Origin of the sequence: Mycobacterium sp. 1245805.9 (genome assembly GCF_001672915.1) — a bacterium.
GTDB lineage: Bacteria > Actinomycetota > Actinomycetes > Mycobacteriales > Mycobacteriaceae > Mycobacterium.
This window is the reverse complement of record NZ_LZKR01000064.1, coordinates 1-26,324: the sequence shown is the minus strand read 5'-3', so window position 1 is coordinate 26,324 and position 26,324 is coordinate 1. Positions and strand designations below refer to the sequence as shown.

22 protein-coding genes and 1 pseudogene are annotated in these 26,324 nt (G+C 67.7%); 11 read left to right on the top strand and 12 right to left on the bottom strand.

Translation table 11 applies throughout. The features are described from left to right. Positions 1–16 precede the first annotated feature (16 nt). The 6 genes from A9X00_RS09695 (at position 17) to A9X00_RS09670 (ending at position 10,683) form a co-directional block, all read left to right on the top strand. Positions 17–3,049: an RND family transporter gene (locus A9X00_RS09695; RefSeq protein WP_067152341.1), complete on the top strand. Its 3,033-nt coding sequence runs from the start codon at positions 17–19 to the stop codon at positions 3,047–3,049. A 53-nt stretch (positions 3,050–3,102) separates the two neighbouring features. Beyond that, entirely contained in the window at positions 3,103–4,233 is a 1,131-nt protein-coding gene (gene pe, locus A9X00_RS09690) for an acyltransferase PE (RefSeq protein ID WP_067152339.1), read from the top strand. 44 nt (positions 4,234–4,277) lie between these two features. Beyond that, positions 4,278–6,026 carry an AMP-binding protein gene (locus A9X00_RS09685; protein WP_082974958.1) on the top strand — a complete coding sequence of 583 codons (1,749 nt, stop codon included), beginning with the start codon at positions 4,278–4,280 and terminating at the stop codon, positions 6,024–6,026. Between the two features lie 96 nt (positions 6,027–6,122). Then, on the top strand, positions 6,123–7,181 hold the full coding sequence (locus A9X00_RS09680) for a dihydrodipicolinate reductase (RefSeq protein WP_067152335.1): 1,059 nt from the start codon (positions 6,123–6,125) through the stop codon (positions 7,179–7,181). Between the two features lie 143 nt (positions 7,182–7,324). Then, positions 7,325–7,762 carry an MmpS family transport accessory protein gene (locus A9X00_RS09675; RefSeq protein ID WP_068107905.1) on the top strand — a complete coding sequence of 146 codons (438 nt, stop codon included), beginning with the start codon at positions 7,325–7,327 and terminating at the stop codon, positions 7,760–7,762. Beyond that, positions 7,759–10,683, top strand: a complete 2,925-nt coding sequence (locus A9X00_RS09670) for an RND family transporter (protein ID WP_067152333.1) — start codon at positions 7,759–7,761, stop codon at positions 10,681–10,683. Before A9X00_RS09675 ends, A9X00_RS09670 begins: the two co-directional genes overlap by 4 nt. On the opposite strand, the gene A9X00_RS09665 is transcribed toward A9X00_RS09670, so the two are convergent. From A9X00_RS09665 to nadD, 5 genes are read right to left on the bottom strand one after another with little or no spacing between them, the layout of a single operon-like run. Beyond that, positions 10,666–11,502: a DegV family protein gene (locus A9X00_RS09665; RefSeq protein ID WP_067152331.1), complete on the bottom strand. Its 837-nt coding sequence runs from the start codon at positions 11,500–11,502 to the stop codon at positions 10,666–10,668. The two genes, A9X00_RS09670 and A9X00_RS09665, sit on opposite strands and share 18 nt — an antisense overlap. A gap of 4 nt (positions 11,503–11,506) precedes the next feature. After that, positions 11,507–12,250, bottom strand: coding sequence for a diglucosylglycerate octanoyltransferase (gene octT, locus A9X00_RS09660; protein ID WP_067152329.1), 744 nt, complete (start codon positions 12,248–12,250; stop codon positions 11,507–11,509). Next, the gene (gene gpgP, locus A9X00_RS09655; protein ID WP_067152328.1) at positions 12,240–12,920 is read right to left on the bottom strand and encodes a glucosyl-3-phosphoglycerate phosphatase; all 681 of its coding nucleotides are present in this window, start codon (positions 12,918–12,920) and stop codon (positions 12,240–12,242) included. The genes octT and gpgP overlap by 11 nt, the downstream gene beginning before the upstream one ends. Further along, positions 12,917–13,312, bottom strand: coding sequence for a ribosome silencing factor (gene rsfS / locus A9X00_RS09650; protein ID WP_067152326.1), 396 nt, complete (start codon positions 13,310–13,312; stop codon positions 12,917–12,919). Before rsfS ends, gpgP begins: the two co-directional genes overlap by 4 nt. Continuing rightward, positions 13,309–13,968, bottom strand: a complete 660-nt coding sequence (gene nadD, locus A9X00_RS09645; protein ID WP_082974957.1) for a nicotinate-nucleotide adenylyltransferase — start codon at positions 13,966–13,968, stop codon at positions 13,309–13,311. The genes rsfS and nadD overlap by 4 nt, the downstream gene beginning before the upstream one ends. 71 nt (positions 13,969–14,039) lie before the next feature. On the opposite strand from nadD, the gene A9X00_RS29730 reads away from it, so the two are divergent. Further along, positions 14,040–14,273, top strand: a complete 234-nt coding sequence (locus A9X00_RS29730) for an AbrB/MazE/SpoVT family DNA-binding domain-containing protein (RefSeq protein ID WP_082974955.1) — start codon at positions 14,040–14,042, stop codon at positions 14,271–14,273. Further along, positions 14,257–14,685, top strand: a complete 429-nt coding sequence (locus A9X00_RS09635; protein WP_067152322.1) for a type II toxin-antitoxin system VapC family toxin — start codon at positions 14,257–14,259, stop codon at positions 14,683–14,685. Before A9X00_RS29730 ends, A9X00_RS09635 begins: the two co-directional genes overlap by 17 nt. Positions 14,686–14,720: 35 nt before the next feature. Here A9X00_RS09635 and A9X00_RS09630 read toward each other — a convergent pair whose 3' ends face one another. The 5 genes from A9X00_RS09630 to A9X00_RS09610 are packed head-to-tail and all read right to left on the bottom strand — an operon-like array spanning position 14,721 to position 21,988. Beyond that, positions 14,721–16,166 (bottom strand): VWA domain-containing protein, encoded by a 1,446-nt coding sequence (locus tag A9X00_RS09630; RefSeq protein WP_067152320.1) that lies wholly within the window; start codon positions 16,164–16,166, stop codon positions 14,721–14,723. After that, on the bottom strand, positions 16,166–17,041 hold the full coding sequence (locus tag A9X00_RS09625; RefSeq protein ID WP_067152318.1) for a MoxR family ATPase: 876 nt from the start codon (positions 17,039–17,041) through the stop codon (positions 16,166–16,168). The genes A9X00_RS09630 and A9X00_RS09625 overlap by 1 nt, the downstream gene beginning before the upstream one ends. Positions 17,042–17,071: 30 nt before the next feature. Then, positions 17,072–18,319 (bottom strand): glutamate-5-semialdehyde dehydrogenase, encoded by a 1,248-nt coding sequence (locus A9X00_RS09620; protein ID WP_067152316.1) that lies wholly within the window; start codon positions 18,317–18,319, stop codon positions 17,072–17,074. Positions 18,320–18,365: 46 nt separating this feature from the next. Next, complete coding sequence (locus A9X00_RS09615) at positions 18,366–19,769, bottom strand: mechanosensitive ion channel domain-containing protein (RefSeq protein WP_067152314.1); 1,404 nt, start codon at positions 19,767–19,769, stop codon at positions 18,366–18,368. Continuing rightward, positions 19,769–21,988 (bottom strand): adenylate/guanylate cyclase domain-containing protein, encoded by a 2,220-nt coding sequence (locus A9X00_RS09610; RefSeq protein ID WP_082974954.1) that lies wholly within the window; start codon positions 21,986–21,988, stop codon positions 19,769–19,771. Before A9X00_RS09610 ends, A9X00_RS09615 begins: the two co-directional genes overlap by 1 nt. 134 nt (positions 21,989–22,122) lie before the next feature. Here A9X00_RS09610 and A9X00_RS09605 point away from each other — a divergent pair, with 134 nt between their 5' ends. Further along, positions 22,123–23,010, top strand: a complete 888-nt coding sequence (locus tag A9X00_RS09605; protein ID WP_067152312.1) for a ribokinase — start codon at positions 22,123–22,125, stop codon at positions 23,008–23,010. Between the two features lie 15 nt (positions 23,011–23,025). After that, on the top strand, positions 23,026–23,667 hold the full coding sequence (locus A9X00_RS09600) for an isoprenylcysteine carboxylmethyltransferase family protein (protein WP_232006735.1): 642 nt from the start codon (positions 23,026–23,028) through the stop codon (positions 23,665–23,667). Here the strand turns inward: A9X00_RS09600 and A9X00_RS09595 are convergent. After that, a complete protein-coding gene (locus A9X00_RS09595; protein WP_232006734.1) occupies positions 23,664–24,482 on the bottom strand; it encodes a GntR family transcriptional regulator in 819 nt (272 codons plus the stop codon). The genes A9X00_RS09600 and A9X00_RS09595 overlap by 4 nt on opposite strands. Positions 24,483–24,553: 71 nt before the next feature. Between A9X00_RS09595 and A9X00_RS09590 the strand changes: the two genes are divergently transcribed. Then, positions 24,554–25,984 carry an MmgE/PrpD family protein gene (locus tag A9X00_RS09590; protein WP_067152310.1) on the top strand — a complete coding sequence of 477 codons (1,431 nt, stop codon included), beginning with the start codon at positions 24,554–24,556 and terminating at the stop codon, positions 25,982–25,984. Between the two features lie 153 nt (positions 25,985–26,137). Here the strand turns inward: A9X00_RS09590 and A9X00_RS32745 are convergent. Beyond that, positions 26,138–26,324, bottom strand: a pseudogene (locus tag A9X00_RS32745) (carboxyvinyl-carboxyphosphonate phosphorylmutase); the annotation flags it as partial.

The window sequence follows — 26,324 nt, the reverse complement described above, 5'->3', positions numbered from 1 at the left end:
TTGAGGTGAGGCCAAGATGCGACGGCTAACCGATTTTGTGGTGCGGTGGCCCTGGGCGGTGATCGGGGTGTGGGTCGCGATTGCGGTCGCCCTGCCGCTGACCCTGCCCTCCCTGAACGAGATGGCCCAGAAGCATCCGCTCGCGATCCTGCCCAGCGATGCACCGTCGAACGTCACCGCGCGGAAGATGACGGAGGCGTTTCACGAATCCGCGTCGGAAGACCTCCTTTTGGTGGTCCTGACTGACGACAAGGGGCTCGGCCCCGCCGACGAGGCCGGGTACCGCAAACTGGTGGACGCCCTGCGCGCGGACACCCGAGACGTCGTGATGCTGCAGGATTTCATCAGCACGCCGCCGCTGCGTTCGGTCGTGACCAGCCAGGACCACAAGGCTTGGGTGCTGCCGGTCGGCGTGGCGGGCGAGTTGGGCACCCCACAGTCCTACGCCGCCTTCAACCGCATCGGCGACATCGTCAAACGCACCTTGGAGCAAGCGCAAGCACAGGCCCCACCCGGGACGCATCTCACCGTAAACGTCACCGGCCCCGCGGCGACCGTCGCCGATCTCACGGTCGCGGGTAATCGGGACCGGCTGCCGATCGAGCTCGCGATCTCCGTCCTGGTGCTGATCGTCCTGCTGGTGGTGTACCGCAGCGCGATAACCATGCTGCTGCCGCTGATCACGATCGGGTTGTCGCTGGTGATCGCCCAGGCGCTGGTGGCGGGCTACTCCCAGCTGACCGGCTCGGGCGTCTCGAACCAGTCCATCGTGTTCCTGAGCGCGATCATGGCCGGCGCCGGAACGGACTACGCCGTGTTTCTCACCAGCCGATATCACGACTATCTGCGGACCGGCGCCGATTACGACCAGGCTGTCAAGCGGGCGATGATCTCGATCGGGAAGGTGATCACCGCGTCCGCCACCACCGTGGGCCTCACCTTTCTCCTGATCAGCTTCGCCCGGATGGGAATCTTCGAAACGGTCGGAGTGTCGTCGGCGATCGGGATCGGCGTGGCATTCCTCGCCGCTATGACGTTGCTGCCGGCGATTCTGGTACTCGCCGGCCCACGCGGCTGGGTCAAGCCGCGGCGCGAACTGACCGCCCGGTTCTGGCGGCGTTCGGGCATCCGCATCGTGCGCCGACCGAAGGCCCACCTGGTTGCCAGCGTGTTGGTGCTGATCATCCTGGCCAGTTGCGCCGGCCTGGTGCGCTACAACTACGACGACCGCAAAGCCCTGCGGCCTTCGGCCCCGAGCTCCATCGGGTACGCGGCGCTGGATCGCCACTTCCCCGTGAATCAGTCGATTCCGGAGTACATCCTTGTCCAATCGCCGCGTGACCTGCGCACGCCGCAGGCCCTCGCGGACTTGGAACAGATGGCCGACCGCGTCAGCCAGTTGCCGAACATCGCCGCGATCAGCGGCATCACCCGTCCCACCGGAAACGTGCCGGAACAATTCCGAGCGACCTATCAGGCGGGCGCCATCGGATCCTTTCTGGCCGGCGGGTCCACCCTGATCAACGAGCACACCAACGACCTCAACCGGCTGGTCGAAGGAGCCGGCACGCTGGCCGACAGCCTCGGCGACGTGCGCGGCCAGGTCAGCCAGCTCGCCGCCAGCGTGCAGGAACTCGAAAACGCCTTCTCCGCGACGAAGAACCAGTACAGCGGCGACACGCTGGTCAAAGAGGTCGACATCGCGGCCCAACTCGTCGACCACGTCAACTCGCTCACCAATGCCATGGGCTGGAACTTCTCGGCCGCCAAGAACATGTTCGCCTGGATCGGCCCGGTGCTGGCGGCGCTGCAGGGCAACCCAGTCTGCGACGCCGATGCGTCGTGCAGCGCGACCCGCGGGACGTTCGAGCAGTTGGTCGGCTCGCGCGACCAAGCGGACCTCGACGCGATCAACGACCTGTCCCACCAACTGCAGGCCTATCCGGACAGACAGACCCTGAGGGCGTCGACGGACCGCCTGCGCAATGCGGTCGGCAAGCTCACCAACGTGCTGCGCACCATGGGGATGGACCAGCCCGGTGGCCTGCAGTCCAACCTGAACACCCTGCAAAACGGCGCGGACCGGTTCGCGGGTGGGAGCCGGCAGGTGGCCGACGCAGTGGCCCAACTCGTCGAACAGGTCAAGAAGCTGGGCGCCGGGCTCAGTGAGTCAGCGACATTCTTGCTGTCGCTGAAACACGACGCGGCGCAACCGGCGATGGCCGGGTTCAACATCCCGTCCCAGCTGTTGCATCTCAAGGAGTTCCAGGAGGCCGCCAAGGTCTTCATCTCGCCGGACGGCCACTCGGTGCGGTATTTGGTTCAGACGAAGCTCAACCCGTTCAGCACCGAAGCCATGGATCAGGTCAACGCGATCACCGCGACGGCCCGGGGCGCCCAACCGAACACCGCCTTGGCGGACGCCAAGATTTCGATGGCGGGCTACACCGTCGGCCTCAAGGACACGCGCGACTACTACCAACACGACATCCGTTTCATCATCGCGGTGACCCTCATCGTCGTGCTGCTGACCCTGATCGCGCTGCTACGTGCGATCATCGCGCCGCTGTATCTGGTTGCGTCCGTGGTCGTTTCGTACCTGTCGGCGGTAGGGATCGGCGTGGTGTTCTTCCAGTTCATCCTGGGCCAGCATTTGCATTGGAGCGTGCCGCCGCTGGCATTCGTGGTCCTGGTCGCGGTGGGCGCCGACTACAACATGCTGCTCGTCTCGCGAATGCGTGACGAGTCCCCGAACAGCGTGCGTTACGGCATCATTCGCACCCTCAGTTCGACGGGCGGCGTGATCACCGCGGCCGGGCTGATCTTCGCGGCCTCGATGGCCGGCCTGTTGTTCTCCAGCATCGGCACCGTGGTCCAGGGCGGTTTCGTGATCGGTGTCGGAATTTTGCTGGACACCTTCCTGGTGCGCACCATCACTGTTCCGGCCATCGCGGCGCTGTTCGGGCGGGCGAACTGGTGGCCGTCGCGAGTGAACGTGCGGCGGTCCACGTCGTCGCAAGTCGGACGCGCCGCGCCGCAAGCCGGTTAGCAGGCACACGTCATGTATGTGAAACTAGACAAGCAGAGCGGTCGGGGGCACGGATGAACAGAACACTCGCAAGGGCTACCGCGCTGGTAACTGTCGGCGCCACAGTGTATTTCGGCGTCGGGGCGGCATCGGCCGACGACACGCCCATCGGCGGACCGCCGACACCGGGGGCCCCGGGCGACCAGACGGCGTACGCCCTCGGCGGCGCTCACGTTCTCGGCATCCCCTATGACGAGTACATCCGCCAGGAGGGCGCCCAATGGTTCCCCGGCCAGCAGCGCAAAATCATCGACTACCCTGCGGGGCAGGTGCAGGGCCACGTGCTCGGGCGGCTCTTCCCGGGAATCGGCAAGGCCGGCGACGAGATCATCCCGGGCCTGGGTCTGGACGGCCCCAGCGTCGGCGAGTCGGTCGACGCGGGAGTGGACAACCTTGTCGCCGCAATCAAAAACGGTCGCCCGGGGACCGCGATCGGCCTGTCCGAGGGCGGGTTCGTGGTCGACGGCGCGCAGGCGCGGCTGGCGACTGACCCGACCGCTCCCCCGCCGGACACGCTGAACTTCGCCACATTCGGCGACCCGATCGGGCATCACGCCTTCGGCCAGAGTTTCCTGACCTCCGTGTTCCCGGTCGGCAGCACCGTTCCCGCGCTCGACTACACCATGCCGCCGCCCTACGAAAGCCAGTACGACACCAACAGGTTCGTGGCCGCGTACGACTCGATCGCGGACTTTCCCGACCGGCCCGACAACTTGTTCGCCTTCGCCAACACGCTGATGGGCCTGGCCACCGGTCACACCGCGGTGGCCTTCACGAACCGGAGCATGGTGCCGCCGCAGAACATCAGGACCACGATCAACTCCCGGGGCGCGAAAGACACCACGATCATGGTGCCGGAGAAGCACCTTCCGCTGGTGATGCCGCTGAAATACATCGATATCCCAGAGGACACGCTGAACAAACTCGACGCGATCCTCGTCCCCCGGGTGAACGCGGGCTATTCGCGAAACGACGACCCCTCGACGGCCCCGGTTCAGGTGGACCCGGTGCATGGCTTCGATCCGGCGGAAGTCACCGCGCCGGCAAACCAGGCGACCTTCGGCGGCGGCGCCGACCCGTTCTCGCAGATTCTCGCCGGTGCCATGTCGGTGTTGTCGCACAGCGCATTACAGGCCGACCACTGACTCCATCGGAGTCGACGAACCAGTACGGACGTGATGTAACCCCTATGTCTCAATCAACGATTCTGTCGATGCTGCACGGGCGGGCCAGCCTGCGGCCCCACGACGTGGCGTACACGTTTACCGACTACACCGACGATTGGGGCGGAGTTCCCGAGAGCCGCACGTGGTCGCAGCTGTCCCGCCGAACGCTCAATGCGGCACGCGAGCTCAGCCTGCACGGGTCGGTCGGGGACAGGGCGGTGATCCTGGCTCCCCAATCCCTCGATTACGCCGAGGCGTTCCTGGGGTCCATGCAGGCCGGGCTGATCGCCGTTCCACTGCTGTTGCCGCACAAGGGCTCCAGCCATGAGCGGGTGAGCGCGGTCCTTTCCGATACGGCGCCCTCGGTGGTTCTCACGACGTCCGCGGTCGCGGAAGACATCGTCAAATACGTCGACGAAGCGCGCCTCGACACCGTTCCCAAAATCATCGAGATGGATTCGATCGATCTCGACGCGGACGGCGGAACGAGCGTTCGGGCCGCCGAGTTGCCCAGCATCGCGTATCTGCAATACAGCTCGGGTTCGACCCGGGCGCCGACCGGGGTCATCGTCTCGCACCGCAATCTCCAGGTGAATTTCGAGCAGCTGATGCGCAGCTTCTTCGCTGACTCCGACGTCAAAGCCCCCGCGGACACCACGATCGTGTCGTGGTTGCCCTTCTACCACGACATGGGTTTGGTGTTGGGAATCTGTGCGCCGATCCTGGGCGGCTATCGCGGCGAGCTGACGAGTCCGGTTGCGTTCCTGGAGAGGCCGGCCAGGTGGATGCGGTCTTTGGCCGAGAATCCTCATGCCTGGTCGGCGGCGCCCAACTTCGCCTTCGACCTGGCCGCGCGCAAGACAACCGACGCCGACCTGGCAGGGCTTGACCTCGGCGAGGTGCTGGGCATCATCAGCGGTGCCGAACGCGTCGAGCCGGCCACGCTGCACCGCTTCGTTGACCGGTTCGCCCACTTCAACTTTCGCGACCAGATGATGCGCCCCTCGTATGGTTTGGCGGAGGCGACCGTCTTTGTGACGACGGGCACCTGGAGCGAGTCGTCGAGCGCGGTTGCCTTCGACATCGACGAGCTGTCCGCGGGCCGCGCGCGGCGATGTGCCGAAGGGACAGGCACCGCGCTGGTCAAATACCAAGTGCCGCAATCACCCACGCTGCGCATCGTCGACTCCGACACCCACCGCGAGTGCGCGCCGGGCCTGGTGGGCGAGATCTGGATCCACGGCCCCAACGTCGCCGACGGCTACTGGGGCAAACCGCCGGAGGAGCAGCGCTGTTTCGGCGCAACGCTCGCCGACCCGTCGCCCGGCACGCCCGAGGGACCCTGGCTGAAGACCGGCGACCTGGGCTTCGTCTTCGAGGGTGACCTGTTCATCGTCGGCCGCATCAAGGATCTGCTGATCATCCGCGGACGCAATCACTACCCCGAGGACATCGAGGCGACGGTGCAAGAGATCACCGGCGGTCGGGTCGCGGCGATATCGGTTCCGGTCCGCAGCACCGAGGAGCTCGTCGCCGTCGTCGAGCTCAAGAAGCGAGGCCATTCCCACGACGACGCCCAGGACATTGGGCACTGGCTCACCTGCGTCAAGCGCGACGTCACCTCCGCGATATCCAACGCGCACGGCGTGAACGTCGGGGATCTCGTTCTGGTGCCGCCGGGGTCGATTCCGACCACGACGAGCGGCAAGATCCGGCGCGCCGCGTGCGTCGAGCAGTACCACCGGGACCAATTCACCCGGTTGGACGGCTAAGTCGGGCGGCCTCCCGTCGGTTTGGGCGACCGGCCCGCATTCTCGCGGGCCTGGTTGAACATAATGAGTCCAATCGCACCGGCAAAGGAGCCCCCCATGAGCCCGACCAGCGCAGACCGTCCCTATCGCGTGATCCAGTGGACGACCGGCAACATCGGGCGGCGGTCGTTGCACGCCATCATCGGCCGGCCGGACATGGAACTGGTCGGGGTGTACGCGCACGGCGCCGAAAAGGTCGGCGTGGACGCCGCCGACCTGTCGGGTTGGCCGGAGCCCACCGGCATCAAGGCCACCAACGACATCGATGCGCTGCTGGCGCTGCGCCCCGACGCGTGCTGCTACAACCCGTTGTGGCCCAACGTCGACGAACTGGTGCGGCTGCTGGAGGCGGGCGTCAACGTATGCACCAGCGCCGCCTGGATCACCGGCGGCAAGCAGACACCGGAAGACCGCAAGCGTATCCAGGACGCCTGCGAACGGGGCGGTTCGACGATCTTCGGCAGCGGAGCGCACCCCGGAATGACGAACATGGTCGGGATGGTGCTGTCCGCCTCCTGCGAGCGCGTCGACGAGATCCGCATCACCGAGTCGGTGGACTGCTCGACCTACGAGTCGGCGGAAACGCAGACGGCGATGGGTTTCTCGCAAGACCCCGACACCCCTGGACTGGCAGAGAGCGTGCGCCGGGAAAGCGAGGTCTTCGCGGAATCCGCCGCGATGATGGCCGACGCGATCGGCGCCAAACTGGACAAGATGACGTTCGACGTCACGTTCACCGCGGCCACCGCCGACTCCGATCTGGGCTTCATGAAGATCCCGGAGGGAACGGTCGGCAGCGTCTACGGCTACCACCGCGGCTGGGAGGGCGACCGCAACGTGGTCAGCGTCGGGTTCAACTGGACGATGGGCAGCCACGTGGTCCCGCCCAAACCGCTCGAGCACGGCCACGTCATCCAGGTGTTCGGCCTACCCAACATGCGCACCGTCCTGCACTGCCTGCCGCCGAAGGATTGGACCGAGCCCGGCTTCATGGGGCTGGGAATGATCTACACCGCGATGCCGGTGACCAACGCCGTTCCCGCCGTCGTCGCAGCCAGGCCCGGGATAGTCACGCTTGCCGATCTGCCGCCGGTCACGGGCCGGGTGACGCACTAACCCCGCGTTGGCCGCCCCTTAGGCCCGGGCCCGGAGGAACGGTTCCGTGCACTAGGTCTACGATGCTTAGCTGAGCAATGTATCGGCAACCGGCGTTGTCAGTGACGGCGGTGATCCGCCGGGGCGAGCGGAAGGCGGTCAAGGTGAAGGCCTTAACCCGGGCGCTCAGACGAGCGTGGATTCCTCTGGTGTTGGTGGTCGTGCTCGCCGTCTCGGCCTTGGTGGTCTCGCGGCTGCACAAAATTTTCGGGTCCCAGGACCTCAACGCCAACGCGGGCAAGGGGATCGAGATCGTGCAGTTCAATCCGAAGGTCGTCGTCTACGACATCTCCGGGCCGCCCGGATCCACCGCGAACATCAACTACTGGGACGAGAACGCGAACACCCACCAAATCAACAACGCGCCGCTGCCCTGGTCGACCACCATCTCCACCACGCTTCCCTCGGTCAGCGCCAACATCATGGCGCAAAGCGACGGCAGCCGAATCAGCTGCAAGATCAGCGTGGACGGCGTCGTCCGCGACAGCCAAAATTCCGACGGCCATAACGCCCAGACCTTCTGCCTGGTGAAGTCCGCATGACCGACATCGACAGGGCGGCGCGCGACGCGAGCACGGCGGACACGGGTCCGATCACGACCCAGCGGCCCAGCATGGCGGATCGCGGCCACCGTCCGTATCTCCCCCACGCGATCCGCATCTTCGCGATACCGATCATTCTGGGTTGGGTGGCCGTCACCGTGTTGGTGAACGTCATCGTTCCCACGCTGGAAAAGGTCGGCGAGGCGCATTCGGCGCCGATGACGCCGCTGGACGCGCCGTCGATGAAGGCGATGATGCGGATGGGCCACAACTTCCGCGAATTCGATTCCAACAGCACGGTAATGATCGTGCTAGAGGGCCAGCAACCCCTCGGCCCCGACGCGCACCAGTACTACGACAAGCTGATTCGGCAGCTTCGCCAGGACCCCAAGCACATCCAGCACATCCAGGATTTCTGGGGTGACCGGCTGACGGCGGCGGGCGCTCAAAGCGCCGACGCGAAGGCCGCCTATGTGCAGATAAACCTCGCCGGCAATCAAGGCACCACCCTGGCCAACGAGTCCGTGGACGCGGTCCGCAAGGTGATCGAGGAGAACAAGGCGCCGCCCGGCGTGAAGGCCTACGTCACCGGTCCCGCCGCGCTGTCCGACGACATGCACATCATCGGCAACGCCAGCCTGGCCAAGATCACGCTGTTCACGCTGGGCGCCATCGCGATCATGTTGCTGCTGGTCTACCGGTCCATCGTCACCACGCTGCTGCAGCTGTTCATGACCTTTGTCGCCCTGGCGTGTGCGCGCGGGGTCGTCGCGGTGCTGGCGTATCACGACGCGTTCGGGCTCACCACCTTCGCCGCGAACATCCTCACCATGCTGGCGATCGCCGCCGGGACCGACTACGGCATCTTCCTGATCGGCCGCTATCAAGAAGCGCTGGCCGCCGGCGAGGACCGAGAAACCGCGTACTACACCACATTCAAGGGTGTTGCTCCCGTCGTCTTGGGCTCGGGCCTGACGATCGCCGGGGCGACCTATTGCCTGAGCTTTTCGCGGTTGCCCTGGTTCAACACCATGGGCGCACCCGTCGCGATCGGCATGCTGGTCGTGGTCGCGGCCGGACTTACGCTGGGCCCCGCGGTCGTCTTCGTCGGCAGTCGATTCCATCTCTTCGAACGGCAGGCCAAGCGTGGTCGGCTATGGCGACGGGTGGGCACCGCGGTAGTGCGTTGGCCCGCACCGATCTTGGCCGTAAGTGCCGCGGTCGTGCTGGTCGGCATGATCGCCCTGCCGAGTTTCCACACGAGCTACAACGACCGCCATTACCTGCCGTTGTCGGCGCCGTCCAATCAGGGGCAAGAGGCCGCGAACCGGCATTTCTCCGAGGCGCGGATGAACCCCGACCTGTTGATGGTCGAGTCCGACCACGACATGCGAAACCCGGCCGACATGCTGGTGTTGGACCGGGTGGCCAAGAACGAGATGCGTACACAGGGCATCGCCATGGTCCAGGACATCACCCGGCCACTGGGAATCCCGATCCAGCACAGCTCGATTCCGTTCCAGAACAGCATCCAGAGCCAGACCACGATGCAGAACATGAGCTTCCTCAAGGACCGCATCGCCGACATCCTGAGGATGGCCGACGATCTGCAGACCCAGATCGACACCACGCAACGCCAGTACGAGGTGTCGCTGGACCTGGCCAATGCCGCCGACGACAGCGCGAAGACCACCGAGGTGACGTCACAGATCACCGACAAGTTGCGCGACCACATCGCCGATTTCGACGACACCTTCCGGCCGATACGTAGCTACTTCTACTGGGAGAGGCACTGCTACGACATCCCGTTGTGCATCGGCATACGGTCCCTCTTCGACACGTTCGACGGCTTCGACCAGCTCGCCGAGCAGTTCCACTACCTCACCGCCGATATCGCACACACCGCCAAGGCCACACACGACCTGAATGCGCTGTTCCCCGTGCTGATTTCGACGCTGAAGAACACCAGGGGCATCACTCTGACGCTCTACCAGACGTTCAAGGCGATGATCGATCAGATGGAGGCGATGAGCAACACCGCCATCGTGATGGGGCAAAGCTTCGATCAGTCCAAGAACGACGACTTCTTCTACCTGCCGCCGGAGGCCTTCGACAACCCCGATTTCCAGACGGGCCTTCGCATGTTCCTGTCGCCGGACGGCAAGTCGGCGCGGTTCTTCATCACCCATCAGGGCGATCCGATGAGTCCGGAGGGCATCGCACGGGTCGACGCCGAACGCACCGCAGCGCAGGAGGCGTTGAAGCAGTCCTCGCTGTCGGATGCCCGGGTGTATCTCGGCGGAACCGCCGCGACGTTCCGGGACATGGCCGACGGCGAGAAATACGACCTGATGATCGCCGTGGTGTCGGCCCTGACGCTGATCTTCATGATCATGCTGCTGCTCACCCGGAGCGTGGTTGCCGCGCTGGTGATCGTCGGCACCGCGGCCAGTTCGATCGCCGCGTCGTTCGGGCTGTCGGTGCTGATTTGGCAGGACCTGTTCGGCATCAGAATCCACTGGATCGTGATGGCGCTGTCGGTCATCATCCTGCTGGCCGTCGGCTCCGACTACAACCTGCTACTGGTGTCGCGGTTCAAAGAGGAAATCCATCACGGGCTCAAGACGGGGATCATCCGGTCGATGGCCGGCACCGGTGGGGTGGTCACGGCGGCGGGCCTGGTGTTCGCGTTCACCATGGCGGCGATGCTGGGGAGCGAGCTGCGGGTGCTGGGGCAGTTCGGGTCCACGGTATGCATCGGCCTGCTGCTCGACACCCTGATCGTGCGCACGCTGCTGATGCCGTCGATCGCCACCCTGCTCGGTCGCTGGTTCTGGTGGCCGCTCGTCGTTCACCCGCGCGGTGACTACGGTCGTCCGCGGGCAGTGGCGGCACCGGTGGCGTCAGCCGCCCGGAGCTAAGTCCAGGCACACCGCGACGGCCCCGGGGCCGACGTGCAGCCCGAGCACCGGCCCCAACGGGCTGACGATCGCCGGCTCGCACGCGGGCAGCCGCCGGGCCAGCTCCGCCGCCACCTCGTTCGCGCCCTCCGGGTTGGCCACATGTTGCACCGCCAGGGCCGCGGAGTTCTCGCCGACGACCTCGCACACCCGGTCGATCATCGCCGCGGTCGCGGCGGTCACGGTCCGCACCCGTTGGGCGAGAACGAGTTTGCCGTCGTCGATGCGCAACAGCGGCTTGAGCGCCAGCGCGGTCCCCAGCCACGCCGTGGCCCCGCCGATCCGCCCGCTGCGACGCAGGTTGTCCAGCCGGTGCACCACCACGAACGCGTGGCCGCGCGACACCGCCGAACTGGCCGCGCCCGCGACGGCGCACAGGTCGCCGCCGTCGGCCGCGGCCCGGGCGGCGGCCAGCGCCACGAACCCGGTTCCCATTGCGGCCGAGCGCGAGTCGACGACGCGCACGTTCGCGTCGAGATCGGCCGCGGTCCGTTGGGCGGCGCCGTAGGTTCCGGACAGCGCCGACGAAAGGTGCACCGCCACCACCCCGTCACCGCCACTGTCGGCCAGCGCCTGCTGATAGGCGTTGGCCAGTTCGGCCGGGGTGGCCGCCGCCGTGGTCGCGTGCTGCTGGTAGATCTCGTCGGGGATGTCGTCCACGCCGTCGCGGAGGTCGCGGCCGTCGAGCAGGATGTGCAGGGGAACGACGCGTATCGACCACTTTTCGAGCAAGTCGGCGGGCAGCCGCGACGACGCATCGGTCACCACCACGACAGGCATCGTTTTACCCGCGCGGTTTCTCGTTGGTTATGCCGGCTTCGGCCAGGGCCTTGAGCATGAGCTCCGCGACCGCCCGGTGGGCCTCGAAATTCCAATGGATGCCGTCGGGATTGCCGCGCCCGCTCATAACCTGTTCGGCCACAGCGGCTTTGAGATCCACCAGGGGAACATCGTGTTGCTGCGCCCACTCCGTGATCGCGGCCACCGTCCCCGCGCGGCCATGGTGGGCCTTGCCGTACGTCTCGGCGATGTGCACCGACGGCAGCGACGCCACGATCGGAATGCCCGGGCGGTTGAAATCGATTGCGCCGCGGGTCTGTTCGAGGTATTCGGCGCTCAGGTGCGGCGGCAGCGCCGACCGGGCCACCGGCGAGAGCCGGGGCTGCAGCCACGCGTAGCCGTCGCGCACCCAGCGCCGCAACCACGGCGGGCGCACATAACGGATCAGCTCGCGCACCGCGGTCGGCAGCACCGAGGGCAGCGAATCCATCCCGCCGGTCGCGAAGATCACCGCGCCCGCCCGAGGCAGCGCCGCCCAGGCCCGCGGGTCCTGCGTCGCCGCCCACCAGACGTCGCGGCAGGTCCAGCCGATGCGCCCGATCAGCTCCACATCCCAACCCAGTTGCGACGCAACGATATTGGGCCAGATGCGCGGGTCGTCGGCGGGCAGGCCCCCGGTGGGCCCGTAATAGGACAGGGAGTCGGCGAACACCAACAGGGTGGTCCTGGTGTGCGGGTCAGAGGACATCGTTGGCAACCTGCGCGGACGCGTTCCAGACGTCGAGGCGCCAGCGGACCGCATCGAAATCGGCGCCGGCGCCCGAATCGTCGGAGTGGCCGGACAACTGCACCCAGCTGGCGTTGCCCATGCCGCCCAGAATCGGCCAGTTGTCGACCGGCAGCTTGAGCAACGCGGCGGACAGGGCGGCGATCAGACCCCCGTGCGCCACCAGCACCACGGGTCGGTCCGGCTCGTCGGGGTCACCCCATTCCGGCTCGCCGGTCACCAGCTCGGCGACCACGGGGACGCTTCGCGCGGCCACGTCGACCCTGCTTTCCCCGCCGTGCGGCGCCCACCTGGCGTCGTCGCGCCAGGCCAGCCGCGCGCCGGGGGCCTGCGCGTCGACCTCGGTGTGTGTCAGCCCCTGCCAGTCGCCCAAATGTGTCTCGCGCAACCGGGGGTCCACCCGGACCGTCAACCCGGTCCGCTCCCCGAGCGTGACCGCGGTGTCATAGGCACGATGCAGGTCCGACGAAACGATCAGCAACGGCGGCAGCTTGCCCAGCACTTCGGCGGCGGCGACCGCCTGGGCGCGACCGAGTTCGGTGAGCGCGGAGTCCAGCTGTCCCTGCATCCGGCTGTCCGCGTTGAAGTCGGTTTGGCCGTGCCGGAGCATCACCAGGCGGCGGATCCTCATCGCGCGCTCGCCGAGTCTGCAGGACCTTCCGGGTCGTCTAAGTCCACCGAGATCACCGGGCAGTCGCTCCAGAGCCGGTCCAGCGCATAGAAGTTGCGGTCGTCCTGGTGCTGGATGTGCACGACGATGTCGCGGTAGTCGAGCAGCGTCCAGCGACCTTCCCGGGCGCCCTCGCGCCGCGCCGGGCGGTAGCCCGCCTTGCGCATTTTCTCCTCGACCTCGTCGACGATCGCGTTGACCTGCCGCTCGTTGGACGCCGAAGCGATGACGAAGCAGTCCGTGATCACCAGCTGGCCCGAGACGTCGATGACAATCACGTCGTCGGCCAGTTTGGCGGCGGCGGCGCCGGCCGCCACGGTGGCCATGTCGATGGCTTCCTGGGTGGCGGTCATGTGTTGTTTTCCGCCGCGAATGTCGTTGGGCGCGTGGCCCCTTCGGTCGTGCGGTACAGCCGGCGTTTCGAAACGTATTGCACGACACCGTCGGGCATCAGGTACCACAGCGGCCGGCCCTCCTCGGCGCGCCGGCGGCAGTCGGTCGACGAGATCGCCAGCGCCGGAACCTCCACCAGGGTCAGCGCGTCCTCGGTCAGCTCGCCCAGGACGCCGGTGACGTGTTCGCGGCGCAGCTCATATCCGGGCCGGCTGACGCCGATGAAGCGCGCCAACCCGAACAGTTCCTCCCAGCCTTGCCACGACAGGATCGATTCGAGCGCGTCCGCACCGGTGATGAAGTACAGCTGCGATTCGGGGTTGAGTGCGTGCAGGTCGGCCAGCGTGTCCCGGGTGTAGGTGGGCCCGCCGCGGTCGATGTCGACCCGGCTCACCGAGAACCGCGGGTTGGACGCGGTGGCGATCACCGTCATCAGATAACGGTCCTCGGCGGCGGAGACGTGCCGGCTCTTCTGCCAGGGCTGGCCGCTGGGCACGAAGACCACCTGGTCCAGGTCGAACAGGTCGGCGACCTCGCTGGCGGCCACCAGGTGGCCGTAATGGATGGGGTCGAACGTCCCACCCATCACCCCGAGCCGGCGAAGCTGCTTTTGCACGATTTGCCAGCTTACTTGAGCGTGCGGGCCCGGCTCGGCCGACGTCAGCGCGGTAATGGTAATCTCTAGGCATGCGTGCAACCATTGATAAGGCAGGTCGATTGGTTATTCCAAAGGCGCTGCGCGACCACCTCGGGCTTCAACCGGGCGAAGTCGAGGTGACCGCCGACGGCGCGGGTCTTCGCGTCGAGCCGCTGGCCGATGGCGCCCTCGAAGAGCGAGACGGGCGCTTCGTCATACCCGCGGGCGGGGCCGATGTCGACGATGCCCTCGTGCAGGCATTGCGAGATGCCGACCGGCGCTAGAACCACGGCGGTGCTCGTCGACACCAGCGTCGCCGTCGCACTTGTGGTTGCGGATCACGAACATCACGAGAGCACCTTCCAGGCACTGCGCGGCCGTGCCCTCGGTCTGGCCGGCCACGCCGCATTCGAGACCTTCTCGGTGCTCACCCGGTTACCGCCCCCCGCGCGGCGGACGCCGGCGATCGTCACGCAGGTGCTTACCCACACGTTCCCCGAGACGAGGTTCCTCGGCGCTCGCGCCGCCGCATCGCTGCTCACGGCGCTCGGCTCGGACAGGATTGCCGGCGGCTCGACCTATGACGCGCTTGTCGGCGCCGCCGCGAATGAGCACCAGCTCACGCTCGTGACCCGCGACCGGCGCGCGCTGGAGATCTACCGCAGGCTCCAGGTCGAGGTCGAGCTACTGGCCTGATCGGCGTGTCGGCGTACGCACGCTGGCGAGAAGTCCTACACCGGCAGCAGCTGGTCGATCACCGCCGCCAACTGCTTGGCGGACCGGCATTCGTGCATCGTGATGACCTCTTGGTAGCGCGGCACCGCCGAGTCGCCGCTGCCCCACAGGTGCTTGGGTTCGGGGTTGAGCCAGTGCGCGTGGCGGCTGGCGGTCACCATGTCGACGAGCACGTCGATGGCCGGGTCGCGATAGTTGGTGCGCCCGTCGCCGAGCACCAGCAGCGAGCTGCGCGGCGACAGCGCGTTCGGGTGCGCCTGCAGGAATGAGACGAACGCGTTGCCGTAGTCGGAGTGCCCGTCGCGGCTGTACACGCCGGCCTCGCGGGTGATCCGCTGGATCGCCACCGCCAGGTCGGCCTCCGGCCCGAACATGTGGGTCACCTCGTCGGTCGTGTCGATGAACGCGAAGACGCGAACCCGCGAGAACTGCTGCCGCAGGGCATGCACCAGCAGCAGGGTGAAGTGGCTGAAACCCGCGACCGAACCCGAGACGTCGCACAGCACAACCAGTTCCGGGCGGGCCGGGCGGGGTTTGGCCAGCACCACGTCGATCGGCACCCCGCCGGTGGACATGGACTTGCGCAGCGTCTTGCGCAGGTCGATGGTCCCGGCGCGGGAGCGCCGCCGGCGCGCCGCGAGCCGCGTCGCCAGGGTGCGGGCCAGCGGCGCCACCACCCGTTGCATCTGGCGCAGCTGGTCGCCGGATGCGCGCAGGAATTCGACGTTCTCCGAAAGCTGTGGGATGCCGTACATCTGGACGTGGTCGCGGCCCAACTGCTCGGCGGTGCGCCGCTTGGTCTCGGCGTCGACCATCTTGCGCAGCTGCGTGATCCGCTGGGCCGCCAGCGCTTTGGCGATCTGCTCCTGGGTGGGCGTGGGTTCGTCGCCGTACGGCGCGAGCAGTCCCGCCAGCAGCTTGCCCTCCAATTCGTCCAGCGCCATCGCCTTGAGCGCCTGGTACGACGAGAACGACGGGCCGCGGCTGGAACTGTATTTGCCGTAGGCCTCCACGATCCGGGCGATCATCGCGACGAGACGTTCGTCCATGTCGGCCAGTTCGGGGTTTTCGGTGAGCAGGTCCAGCAGCATCTGGCGCATCGCCTCGACGTCGTCGGGCGCCAGGCCGCCGTCCCGCGCCTCGCCGGCCTCCTCCTCGGTGACCACCGCGCGGGCGGCCAGCGCGGCGGGGAACCACAGGTCGAACATGGCGTCGTAGGTTTCGCGGTGGTCGGGGCGGCGCAGCACGGCGCAGGCGATCCCCTCCCGCAGCACCTCACGATCGCCCAGGCCGAGGGTGGCCATCACCCGCCCGGCGTCCACCGTCTCCGAAGGTCCCACCGAAATACCCTGCGCGCGAAGCGCTTCCACGAAACCGACCAGATGGCCCGGCAACCCGTGCGGGGCGAGCGGGCGGCTGGGGCGGATGCGGCGGGCGGCCATCAGTTCAGCCTCAGTTCTCCCGCGGCGCGTTGCTGGTCGGATTGATGCTTGAGCACCACGCCGAGCGTGGCGGCGACCACCGCGTCGTCGATGGTGTCCAGCCCCAACGCGAGCAGCGTGCGACCCCAGTCGATCGTCTCGGCGATTGAGGGCACCTTCTTGAGCTGCATTCCGCGCAGCACCCCGATGATGCGCACCAATTCCTCCGCCAGGTGCAAGGGCAGCTCGGGCACCCGGGACAGCAGGATGCGCCGCTCCAGGTCGGGGCTCGGGAAGTCGATGTGCAGGAACAGGCAGCGCCGCTTGAGCGCCTCGGACAGTTCACGGGTGGCGTTGGAGGTCAGCACCACGAACGGCGCCCGCTCGGCGACGATCGTGCCCAGTTCGGGCACGGTCACGGCGAAGTCGGACAACACCTCGAGCAGCAGGCCCTCGATCTCGATGTCGGCCTTGTCCGTCTCGTCGATCAGCAGCACCGTCGGCTCATTGCGCCGGATGGCTGTCAGCAGCGGGCGCGACAGCAGGAACTCCTCGCTGAACACGTCGTCCTTGGTCTGGTCCCAGTCCCCGGAGCCGGCCTGGATACGGAGTATTTGCTTGGCGTGGTTCCACTCGTAGAGCGCGCGGGCCTCGTCGACGCCCTCGTAGCACTGCAGGCGCACCAGGCCCGAGCCGGTGGCCTGGGCGACGGCGCGGGCCAGCTCGGTCTTGCCGACGCCGGCGGGGCCCTCCACCAGCAGCGGCTTGCCGAGCCGGTCGGCCAGGAACACGGCCGTCGCGGTGGCGGTGTCGGGTAGGTAGCCGGTCTCGGCCAACCGCCGCGAGACGTCGTCGATGTCGGCGAACAACGGCGCCGGCCGGGCGGGCACACTCACGATCTCAGTTCTCCTATGGGCTTTGGGGCGTCAGGCCGGGCGGGTCTGCCCGTCTCCCCACGCGATCCACTTGGTCGAGGTCAGTTCCGGCAACCCCATCGGGCCGCGCGCGTGCAGCTTCTGCGTGGAGATGCCGATCTCGGCGCCAAAACCGAACTGCTCGCCGTCGGTGAAGGCGGTCGAAGCGTTGACCATCACCGCGGCCGCGTCGACTCCGTCGCTAAACCGTTGAGCCGCTGCCATATTCGTCGTCACGATGGCCTCGGTGTGCCCGGTGCCGTACTCGTTGATGTGGGCGATCGCCGCGTCGACGCCGTCGCCGACGGCCACCGCGATGTCCATCGACAGGTATTCGCGGCGCAGGTCGTCCTCACCCGCGTCGAGATGAACCGTCACCCCGGCGTCCTGAAGGGCGCCGACCAGCCTCGGCATGGCCGTCGCCGCGATCGCGGCATCGACCAGCAGCGTCTCGGCGGCGTTGCAGACGCTGGGCCGACGGGTCTTGGAGTTCAGCAGGATCCGTTCCGCCACGTCGAGGTCGGCGGACTCGTGCACGTACACATGGCAGTTGCCGACACCGGTCTCGATGGTGGGCACCCGGGCGTCGCGCACCACCGCGTCGATGAGGCTCGCCCCGCCGCGCGGGATCACCACGTCGACCAGTCCGCGCGCCTGGATCAGGTGGGTCACCGTGGACCGGTCGGCGGCCGAGAGCAGCTGCACCGCGTCGGCGGGCAGGTCCTCGCTGACGAGCGAGCCGCGCAGCACGTCGACGAGGGCCTCGTTGGATTTCGCCGCCGACGAGCTGCCGCGCAGCAGCACCGCGTTGCCCGACTTGAGCGCCAACCCGAACGCGTCGACGGTGACGTTGGGCCGGCCCTCGTAGATCATGCCGACCACCCCGAGCGGGACCCGCTGCTGGCGCAGGTGCAGCCCGTTGGGCAGGGTGTAGCCCCGCAGCACCTCGCCGACCGGGTCCGGCAACCCCGCGACCTGGCGCAGGCCGGCGGCGATCCCGTCGACGCGCTTGCGGTCCAGGGCCAACCGGTCGAGCATCGCGGCCGGCGTGCCGGCGGCCCGGGCGGCGTCGAGGTCTTCGGCGTTGGCCGCCAGGATCCGCTCGGTGTGGGCGCCTATCGCGTCGGCCGCCGACTGCAGCGCCGCGTCCTTGGCGACGGTCGGCAACAACGCCAGCGCGCGGGCGGCGACGCGGGCGCGGCGCGCGGCGTCGTGGACCTCCCGGCGCAAGTCGGGGCGCGTTGGGGCTTGCAGACTCATTTATCCAGGGTAACGGTCCGTAGCGGGCCAGGTCAGAGCGGGCGCCTCACGCGACCCGCTCGCCGCGCCGCGCCTGCCGCACCTTGCTTTGCCGCTCTTCGAGGATGTGGCCGAAGTTCTGCAGCAGCAACGGTTCACGCATCACCAGGTGCTCGATGTGTTCGCGATCGATCTCCAGCGCGGTCACCTCGTCGAGCGCGTAGGCGCTCGCCATGTTCGGCTGCCGGGTCAGCGCGGTCAGCCCCAGGAACGAGCCCTCGAGCAGCGTGCTGATCGGGACGATCGAGCCGTCGTCGGCCAGCGCGGTCAGCTGCACGCGGCCCTCGACCAGAAACGTCATCCCCCTGGGTATCTGACCGGCGTATTCCACGGTTTCGTCGGCGCCGTATCGGACGAGTTTCGCGGACGAATGCAGCGAGCGTTGTTCGTCGGCGTTGAGCCGCAACGCCGGCGCCACCACGGTGCGCAGCGCCTTCTCCACGCGTTCGGGGCTCGAGTAGTCGTCGTCGCTGTTGTCCAGGTGCAGGTCTTCCCGCCGGGCGGCGTACCAGACCCAGCGCAGGAAGGTTGCCTTCGCGGCCCCGTCGTCGGCGGGCGAGGTCAGCCCGATCGAGGTGCGGTATTCGCCGCCGCCGAGCGGCACCGAGCGAGGGGCGCTGTCGGCCTTGAGCTGCGGCAGCCCGAGGGCCACCCGCGACAGCATGGCGCACACCCGGTCGGGCGGGTCGGCGGGCGAAAACGTCGTCGTCATCGCCAGTTTATGGGTGCCCGCCGGGCGGCTGAGGTTGGTGAACGCCGTCGTCGCCAGCACCGAGTTCGGCGTGACCCGCATTCCGCTGCCGGTGTCGATGTGCACGGCCCGCCAGTTCACCTCGACGACGCGTCCCTTCGCCGTGCCGGTGTCGAGCCAATCGTTGATCCGGAACGGTTGCTCGAAGAGCATGAACAAGCCGGACACGATCTGGCCGACGGAGTTCTGCAGCATCAGCCCGATGACGACCGACGTGACGCCCAGCGCGGTGAACAGGCCGCCGACCCGGACGCCCCAGATATACGACAGAATCAAAACCAGCCCGACGCCGATCAGCGCGAAACGCGCCACGTCGAGGAAGATGGCGGGCATGCGCGCGCGCCAGCTGTCCTCGGGCGCGCCCTCGAACACAGTGGCGTTCAGCCCGGACAGCATCAGCACCAGCACCAGGAAGCCGAACACCGTGGTAAGGAGCCGCACCGGGACCTCCCCGGCCGGAATCTGCGATGCCTTGACGAGCAGCAGCAAGAGCGCAACCAGCGGCAGCACGTAGTTGCGCAGCAGGCCGACCTGCCTGGCCAGGCGGCTGTTCCGGCGGACCAGCGTGTGGTGTAGCTCGGTCAGAAAGATCAGCCCGACCGGAAACCCGATCGCGATGCCGATCGCCCAGTAGAACCACGAGGAGTTCCAGGCGTTCATCATCGCTCCGACAACCGATACATGGCCTGCTCGGTTCCACCGACCGAAATGGTGCCCGCGGGGGTGAACTGACGCACGTCGCGCATCGCCTCGTACACCGGGGTGCTGACGTAGATGCCGGGCTGGGGTGCGCCCCTGTGCATCTGGGAGGCCAGGCTCACCGCCGCGCCCCACATGTCGTAGACGAGGCTCGATCGGCCCACCAGCCCGCTGATGACGTTGCCGGTGTTGATCCCGACCCGAAGGCCCAACTCGTGGCCGGTCTGGCTGTTGAACCGCTCGATGATGCGGCGCATCTCGATGGCGAAGTCAACGGTTCGGTGGATGCTGTCCAACCGCGGGGTGATCACCCCGCAGGTGGCGAGGTAACCGTTGTGGAAGGTGCGGATCCGTTCCACGCCAAGGGTTTCGGCGGCCGAATCGAACTGGCGGAACAGCTCGTCGACGATCCCCACCAGTTCATCGCCGGAAAGATCGTTGGAGAGCTCGTCCAGGCCGGCGATGTCGGCGAAGATGATCGCGACGTCCTGGTGCTTCTGCGCGATGGTCGCCTCACCCTCGCGATACCGTTGGACGATCGGCTCGGGCATCAGCGCCAGCAGCAGGCGATTGTTCTCGTTGCGCTGCTCGTTGAGCAGCTCCTCCTTGATCGCGAGGTTGCGGCTCATCTCGTTGAATGCCGCCGTGAGGTCGCCGATTTCGTCGCGCGCCATCACCGGAATATTCACGTCGTAGTCGCCGGAGCTGATCTTTCGCGTGCCCTCCTCCAGGCGCCGGACCGGCCGCATCGCAGTCCCGGCGATCACCATCGAGGCCACGCTGATGACGAAAACCAGCGCGGTGACCGCGATCACGAGGGTCTTGCTGAACCTGCCCAGCCGGGCAAACGCGTCCGAGTCGTCGCGCGTCGCCAGGATCGACCAGTGCAGGTCGGAATTGGGAATGTCCAGTGGCGCATAGGCTTCCAATTCCTTGTTGCCCGTGTAGTCAACGGAGCTCATGGTGCCGCTCTCCCCGCGCTCGGCGGCGCGAAGACCCGCAGTGTCGACCGGTTGCACCAACGTCGTGCCACCCAACCGGATCGCCTTTTCCACGACTTCGGGCGCCGTGCCGGCGGAGATGGCATCGCGCTTGTATTCCTGCGGGTTTTCCAGGAATTCCCGTGAATCCGAACGCATCAGGCCGTCGGGTCCGGCCAGATACGTTTCGGTCGCCGAGCCCATGCCGGCGGCCTGCCAGTGCTTGTTGGCGGTCATGATGTTGTTGATCTTGGCGATCGGCACCGGAAGGGCCATGACCCCGTCCATCTTGCCGTTCATGCCGACCGGCGAGACCACCCACGCCGTGGGCGCGTCGAGCGCCGGCTGATACGGCTGAAAGTCGGTGATCCACACGAAGTCAACGTCGTTGGAGCGCAGCGCCTTGTCGTAGGCCTCGTGCAGCTTCGATTCGCGATAGGGCCCGGTGAGGATGTTGGTCCCGAGGTCGGGGCCCTTCCTGACGGAGTAGACGACGTTGCCCTGCATGTCGAGCAGCAACGCGTCGCGGTAGTCGAAGCGGGTGACGATGTCACGCATGTAGAAATCGAAGCGGGCGTTGGCCGCCGACCATGCGCTGCCGTCGCCGGCGTCCGCGACGGGTAGCGCGTCGGGGGTCGGCCGCGGCGGCGCGGTGTAATACGCCTGAACGTATTTCTGCGACGGGGAACTCGGCAGGACCGCGTTGAGGTCGATTTCGTTGCCGTTTATCCGTTTGATAGGCGCGATCATCTGGTTTTGGTAGTAGTTGACGAGCTCCTGCTGTTGGGCGGGGGTGATTGTCGAGTTGCCCAATTGGTTGAAGCCCGCCGTCAACGCCGCGGTGGCCTCGTTGATGCTGAATCCGCTGCTGTAGACGATGAGGGAGTTCGTCACCTCCTTGAACAGCGCCTGAACCTGCCGCTTTTGCGACTCACGCAACTCGATCAATCGCTCGGACTCGACTTGTCGCAATGCGTTGCGGCCGGATATCGCCCCGATGAGCCCGATCACGCCCACGCCGAGAATGCCCGAGAGCAGCATCGCGATGAGGATCTTGGACTGGATGCCGAAGCGGAAACGGTGCCACACCAGCGGCCGACGCTGGCCCGCACGCCTCATTTCCGGCGGTGCCGGTTCCGGAGGAGTTTCCGGCGTGTCGTCCGACGCCTGTTCGGCCGTTTTCGGCTCGGTCAACGTCATTCGCCTTTCCCCCTCCCTCGGACGGGATTCAGCACGATCACGCTGCAGACTAACGCGCGGACATCACGATATTGGCCATTGCCGCGAAAGGATGGGCGGCAAAATGCCGCAGCGGGCCGACTAACGTCGCCGTCATGGCACGGGTCTGCGTGGTCGGCAGCGTGAACATGGACCTGACGTTCGGCGTCGACGCCCTGCCGCGGCCGGGCGAGACGGTGCTGGCCACGTCGCTGACCTCCGCACCGGGCGGCAAGGGCGCCAACCAGGCGGTGGCCGCGGCGCGCGCGGGGGCGCGGGTGCAGTTCGTCGGCGCGCTGGGTGACGACGCGGCCGCCGGAAGGTTGCGGGCTCACCTGCGGGCCAACGGCGTTGAGCTGGACGGGACGATCGCGGTTTCGGGGCCGAGCGGCACCGCGGTCATCGTGGTCGACGCCGGTGCCGAGAACACCATCGTCGTCGCTCCGGGCGCCAACGCTCAGCTGACGCCGGCCGCGGCCAGCCGGGCGATCTCCACGTGCGATGTGCTGTTGACGCAGTTGGAGATTCCGGTGCCGACCGCGGTGGCGGCGGCGCGCGAAGCCCGGTCGGCGGGGGCGGTCGTCATCGTCAACGCCTCGCCCGCCGGCCAGGACCCGAGCCGGCTGGCGGAACTGGCGTCCGCCGCGGACGTGGTGGTCGCCAACGAAGCCGAGGCCGACCACTGGCCGTGGCGGCCGCCCCACTTGGTGGTCACCCTCAGGGCGCGCGGGGCGCGCTATGTCGGCGAAGACGGCGATTTCGTCGTACCGGCGCCGGCGGTCGAAGCCGTTGACACCACCGGCGCGGGCGACGTGTTCGCCGGGGTGCTGGCCGCGAGTTGGCCGCGCGGCCCGGGAGCGCCAGCCGGGCGGCTCGCCGCGCTGCGGCGTGCCTGCGCCGCAGGCGCGCTGGCGACGCTGGTGCCCGGCGCCGGTGACTGCGCGCCGCGCGCGGGCGCGATCGACACGGCTGCGCTGGACGCTTTTCCCGACCAAACCGATTGATGTACCCTCGCTGCGATGCCTGCGGTCATGGGAGCCTGCATGCCGGCGAGCGCCGCCGCCGACATGGCACTCGTGCTCTTCGCGATATTCGGCGCGCTCGGATTCGGCTGGCGCAGTTGGCTGCAGTATCGGCGCACCGGGTCGACCGGCTTTCGCGGCATCCGCACCGGTGGCGCGCTGGAACGCCTGGCCGGCGTCGGCTTCGTCGCCGCGCTCGCGGTCGCGGTCAGCGCCCCAATCCTGCAGGAGGCCAAGGTCGTTGAACCCGTCAGCGTCCTGGATGAGGCCTGGGTCCAGGCCATCGGCATCGTGGTGGCGACGGCCGGCATCGCGGCGACGGTATACGCGCAACTCGAGATGGGTGATTCCTGGCGGATCGGGGTGGACCAGAGGGAGACCACCACGCTGGTACACACCGGCGTGTTCGGCCAGATCCGCAACCCCATCTACTCCGCCATGTTCACCTTCGGCTTCGGCATCGCGCTGGTGACGCCGAATGTCGTTGCCTTCGCGGGCCTTGTCCTGCTGGTCGCCACGATCGAGCTGCAGGTCCGTTGCGTCGAGGAGCCGTATTTGCTTCGGACGCACGGCGACGCCTATCGCGCCTACGCCTCCAGGGTGGGTCGATTCGTCCCCGGGGTGGGGCTCGTTCGTTAGCGCGGCGTGGCCACGTCGTGGGCGATGGTCAAACCATGGCCCGTTTCCAGTTCGTCCGCCGTCTGGCTGAGCAGCACGCGGCTACGGTTGGGCGATAACAGAACCGACAGGTGGTGATGCGGCGCGTCGGCCACGAATGCCAGGCGGTTGACGCGCAGCAGCGCGGCGCCGATCGGGGTGTCCAGCAGATGCGCGTTGCGCGGGCCGGCGATTTCGGCGGTGATTTCGTGCCGGATGCGATCCACGACGACGCCGGCGTCGGCCAGCAGGTCATACAGCGGCGCTCGTCGCAGCGCGGGCTCGGTCAAGGCACCGGCCAGTTCCGCCGGCAGCCAGGCGTCGGTGACCATCAACGGCTCGCCGGTGCGGCGTTGCCGGCGCACCCGCACGATCTGCAGCCGCTCGCCGGACGCCTCCAGCGCCTCGGCGATCGGCCGCGGCGGGCGCCGCGTCCCGAGTTCGACCACGTCGACCTCGGTTTCGAATTGGGTCTGGCGCAACCCCTCCAGGTACGAGCCGCCGGCCGGCACGTCGGACGGACTGTGCTCGCGCACAAACGAACCGACACCGTGCCTGCGCTCGATGTATCCCTGCTCGGCCAGGTCCGCGAGCGCGCGGCGGACCGTGATGCGGGATACCCCGAACTGGTCGCACAACGTCTGCTCGGTGGGCAACGCCTCGCCCGGGGCAATGGCGCCGCGATCGATCTCGTCGTGCAGCACCAGGAACAGCTGCCGATGCAACGGCACCCCCGCGGCGGTGGACACCGGTCCCGCCCTGTCACCGCTGTGCTGCACGGTCGTCAATGTTTCCACACCACCCGCCTTGCGCCGATCCGATCAGTTGTTATATACCTATAACAACTGACTCCCTCGAAGGAAGCCCGATGACCGCGGTGCAACAGCAACCCGCCACCGATCCGGCGGGGCCGACCGGCCGGCTGGCCACCTGGGTCGCCGGCCTCACGCTCGACGACGTCCCCCGGACCGTCGTCGAGCGGGCCAAACACCTGCTGCTGGACGGCCTGGGTTGCGCGCTGGTCGGGGCCCAATTGCCCTGGTCGCGTGTCGCCACCGACGCCGTGCTGGGTCTTGAGGGCCCCGGCGATGCGGTGATCATCGGCACCGGGCGCACGGCCGGCGCGCCGGCGGCCGCGGTCCTCAATGGCACCTTCATCCAGGGCTTCGAACTCGACGACTTCCATCCCCTGGCCCCGCTGCACAGCTGCTCGCTGCTCATCCCCGCGCTGCTCTCGACGGTGTCGACGCGTGGCGCAGCCACCGGGGGCGCCGACCTGCTGGTGGCGGCGATCGCCGGCTTCGAGGTCGGCCCCCGCGTCGGCTACACGCTGCACGGCACCCAGATGCTGGACCGCGGCTGGCACTCCGGCTCGGTCTTCGGCACCCACTCGGCGGCCGTGGCGTCCGGCAAGCTGCGCGGGCTGTCTCCGGCCCAACTCGAGGACGCCCTCGGCCTGGCCGGCACCCAGTCGGCGGGGCTGATGGCCGCGCAGTACGAGGCGATGAGCAAGCGCATGCACCACGGCTTGGCGGCGCGCAGCGGCTTCTACGCCGCGGGCCTGGCGGCGGCCGGCTATACCGGCATCAAGCGGGTGTTCGAGCGCGAATACGGCGGGTTTCTCAGCGTTTTCGGCGAAGGCCACGATCCGGATGCGTCACTGCTGACCGGCCAGCTCGGCCGGCGGTGGGAGACCACCATCATCATGGTCAAGTCCTACGCCGCCATGGGCGGCCTGCACGGGGTGATCGACGCAGCCCGGCGGCTGCGCGGTTCGATTGCACCGCAAGACATTTCAACGGTCGACATCACCGTGGGCGAGACCATCTACAAGCACGGTTGGTGGCGGCCCCAGCGGCCGCTCACCCCGATCGGCGCCCAGATGAACATCGCGTATGCGACCGCCGCGGCGCTGCTCGACGGCGACGTGCTGCCCGAGCAATTCACGCCCGGCCGCCTCGATTCCGACGACATCTGGTCGCTGATCGGGGCGACGACCGTGCACCTCGACGAGTCGTTGGCCCGCGCCGAGATCACCGAGAAGTACCGCACCGACGTCGCGGTAACCACCCGCGACGGCGCCGTCCATCGCGCCCGTGTGGCCTTGCCGCACGGCGCACCCAACGACCCCGTCACCAACGACGAACTCGTGGCGAAGTTCCATGCGCTCGCCGACCGGGTCACCAGCCGCGGACGCGCCGACGCCATCGAGCGGGCGGTGATCGGGCTGGACAACCTCGACGACATCGATTTGCTGATCGATCTTCTCGCCGCCCCCGTCGCGGGGGCACTGGACTGAAAGGACGGATATGGCCACGACACCGGCCCGCCAGCGGCTGAAAGGCCTGCTGGCCAGGCGCGAACTCATCGTCGCGCCAGGCGTTTTCGACGGCATCTCCGCGCAGCTGGCCAAACGGACGGGCCACGTCGCGGCGTACATGACCGGCGCCGGCGTCGCGGCGTCGGCGATCAGCGGAACGTCGCCCAGCGCGTCGGCGATCATCCGGACGCGGTCGGCCATTTCGCTGGCGGTGACCAGCCCGATATCGGGCAGGCCGAAACCCGACGCCGCGACGCCGGCGCCGGTCATGTACGCCGCGACGTGGCCCGTCCGTTTGGCCAGCTGCGCGGAGATGCCG

Excerpts from the sequence above, each read along its gene's own strand:
- A9X00_RS09695 (WP_067152341.1), top strand. The coding sequence starts at position 17 with ATGCGACGGCTAACCGATTTTGTGGTGCGGTGGCCCTGGGCGGTGATC.
- pe (WP_067152339.1), top strand. The coding sequence starts at position 3,103 with ATGAACAGAACACTCGCAAGGGCTACCGCGCTGGTAACTGTCGGCGCC.
- A9X00_RS09685 (WP_082974958.1), top strand. The coding sequence starts at position 4,278 with ATGTCTCAATCAACGATTCTGTCGATGCTGCACGGGCGGGCCAGCCTG.
- A9X00_RS09680 (WP_067152335.1), top strand. The coding sequence starts at position 6,123 with ATGAGCCCGACCAGCGCAGACCGTCCCTATCGCGTGATCCAGTGGACG.
- A9X00_RS09670 (WP_067152333.1), top strand. The coding sequence starts at position 7,759 with ATGACCGACATCGACAGGGCGGCGCGCGACGCGAGCACGGCGGACACG.
- A9X00_RS09665 (WP_067152331.1), bottom strand. The coding sequence starts at position 11,502 with ATGCCTGTCGTGGTGGTGACCGATGCGTCGTCGCGGCTGCCCGCCGAC.
- octT (WP_067152329.1), bottom strand. The coding sequence starts at position 12,250 with ATGTCCTCTGACCCGCACACCAGGACCACCCTGTTGGTGTTCGCCGAC.
- gpgP (WP_067152328.1), bottom strand. The coding sequence starts at position 12,920 with ATGAGGATCCGCCGCCTGGTGATGCTCCGGCACGGCCAAACCGACTTC.
- rsfS (WP_067152326.1), bottom strand. The coding sequence starts at position 13,312 with ATGACCGCCACCCAGGAAGCCATCGACATGGCCACCGTGGCGGCCGGC.
- A9X00_RS29730 (WP_082974955.1), top strand. The coding sequence starts at position 14,040 with ATGCGTGCAACCATTGATAAGGCAGGTCGATTGGTTATTCCAAAGGCG.
- A9X00_RS09635 (WP_067152322.1), top strand. The coding sequence starts at position 14,257 with ATGCCGACCGGCGCTAGAACCACGGCGGTGCTCGTCGACACCAGCGTC.
- A9X00_RS09630 (WP_067152320.1), bottom strand. The coding sequence starts at position 16,166 with ATGGCCGCCCGCCGCATCCGCCCCAGCCGCCCGCTCGCCCCGCACGGG.
- A9X00_RS09620 (WP_067152316.1), bottom strand. The coding sequence starts at position 18,319 with ATGAGTCTGCAAGCCCCAACGCGCCCCGACTTGCGCCGGGAGGTCCAC.
- A9X00_RS09615 (WP_067152314.1), bottom strand. The coding sequence starts at position 19,769 with ATGAACGCCTGGAACTCCTCGTGGTTCTACTGGGCGATCGGCATCGCG.
- A9X00_RS09610 (WP_082974954.1), bottom strand. The coding sequence starts at position 21,988 with ATGACGTTGACCGAGCCGAAAACGGCCGAACAGGCGTCGGACGACACG.
- A9X00_RS09605 (WP_067152312.1), top strand. The coding sequence starts at position 22,123 with ATGGCACGGGTCTGCGTGGTCGGCAGCGTGAACATGGACCTGACGTTC.
- A9X00_RS09600 (WP_232006735.1), top strand. The coding sequence starts at position 23,026 with ATGCCTGCGGTCATGGGAGCCTGCATGCCGGCGAGCGCCGCCGCCGAC.
- A9X00_RS09590 (WP_067152310.1), top strand. The coding sequence starts at position 24,554 with ATGACCGCGGTGCAACAGCAACCCGCCACCGATCCGGCGGGGCCGACC.